The sequence below is a fragment of the Oleiphilus sp. HI0043 genome (assembly GCF_001634935.1).
The window spans coordinates 1-1,752 of sequence record NZ_LWEY01000343.1 but is presented as its reverse complement, the minus strand read 5'-3'; the positions used below and the strand labels follow the sequence as shown (position 1 = coordinate 1,752).

At 45.9% G+C, this 1,752-nt stretch carries 1 protein-coding gene; it reads left to right on the top strand.

The window, feature by feature from the left end:
• Nucleotides 1-1,752, top strand: a 1,752-nt coding sequence (gene secA / locus A3729_RS04855) for a preprotein translocase subunit SecA (RefSeq protein ID WP_068633294.1), incomplete at both ends; no start/stop codon positions are given.

Below are 1,752 nucleotides of genomic sequence, written 5' to 3'. Positions count from 1 at the left end.
CGTTGTGACCGTGAACGACTACCTTGCAAAGCGTGACTCCAAATGGATGGAGCCACTCTATAACTTTTTGGGCTTAAGTGTTGGTGTTGTCTATGGTGGCCAGCAGCCAGATGAAAAGAGAGCAGCTTACCAGTCAGACATCACCTATGGTACTAATAACGAGTTTGGTTTCGATTACTTGCGTGACAATATGGCCTTCAATCTTGAAGGTAAGTATCAGCGTGGTCTGAACTTTGCGATTGTCGATGAAGTTGATTCGATCCTGATTGATGAAGCGCGTACGCCTTTGGTTATATCTGGCGCAGTTGAGGACAGTTCCAAGCGTTATAAGCAGATTAATGCTTTGGTACCGATGCTGAAGAAAGCGGAGGTAGGTGAAGACGATAAGCCTATTGATGACGGTCACTTCACAATTGATGAAAAATCGAAAAATGTCGATTTGACTGAAGCGGGTCATACCTATCTTGAAGGACTCTTAATTGAGCATGGCGTGCTGGAAGAGGGCGATAGCCTTTACGCTGCGACTAACCTGAACATACTGCACCACGTCTATGCCGCTTTGCGTGCGCATTACCTATATGTGAAAGATGTCGATTATATCGTTCAGAATAAGCAAATTGTTATTATCGATGAACATACCGGCCGAACCATGGCTGGTCGTCGTTGGGGCGAAGGTTTGCACCAGGCGATAGAAGCTAAAGAGAATGTTGCAATTCAGGCTGAAAGCCAGACTTTGGCTTCAACCACCTTCCAGAACTTCTTCCGAATTTATTCGAAACTGGCTGGTATGACGGGTACGGCGGATACCGAAGCATTCGAGTTCCAGCAAATTTATGGTTTGGATGTTGTCGTTATTCCGACAAACAAAGAGATTCAGCGAATTGATCATAACGACCTGATCTATCTGACGCAGGAAGAAAAATACCAAGCGATCATTGATGAAGTAAAAGCTGTGGTTGCGCAAAAGCGCCCGATACTAGTGGGTACTGCATCTATTGAATCATCTGAATTTTTGTCTGCATTACTTAAGAAAGCAGGCATTAAGCACAGTGTATTGAATGCGAAGCAGCATGCTCAAGAAGCTCAGATCGTTGCGCAAGCCGGTTTGCCGGGTGTTGTAACCATTGCGACGAACATGGCTGGTCGTGGCACGGATATTGTTCTGGGTGGTAATTGGGAAGCTGAAATTAAAGCATTGAAAGACCCAAGTGATGACAAGATCGCTAAAATCAAAGCTGACTGGGAAGTACGAAATAAAGCCGTACTTGAGGCAGGCGGGTTGCATATTTTGGGTACCGAACGTCACGAGTCTCGTCGAATCGATAACCAGCTTCGTGGACGATCTGGCCGTCAGGGTGACCCAGGTAGTACCCGTTTCTTCTTGTCTTTAGAAGATAACTTGATGCGTCTGTTTGCCTCGGATCGTGTACGTAACATCATGCAAGCCTTGGGTATGGACAAAGGTGAGGCCATCGAGCACAAGATGGTGAGTAATGCGATTGAAAAGGCTCAGCGTAAAGTAGAAGGCCGTAACTTTGATATTCGTAAGTCCTTACTGGAATACGATGATGTGGCGAACGATCAGCGTAGTGTGATTTATGAGCAGCGTAACTCGGTGATGGAGTCTGATGATATTTCAGATATCGTTGCAGCGATTCGCGAAGAAGTTGTTGATGATACGATCAGTCGCTTTATTCCACCGCAAAGCCTAGACGAGCAGTGGGATATCGCCGGGCTTGAAAGCCATCTTGA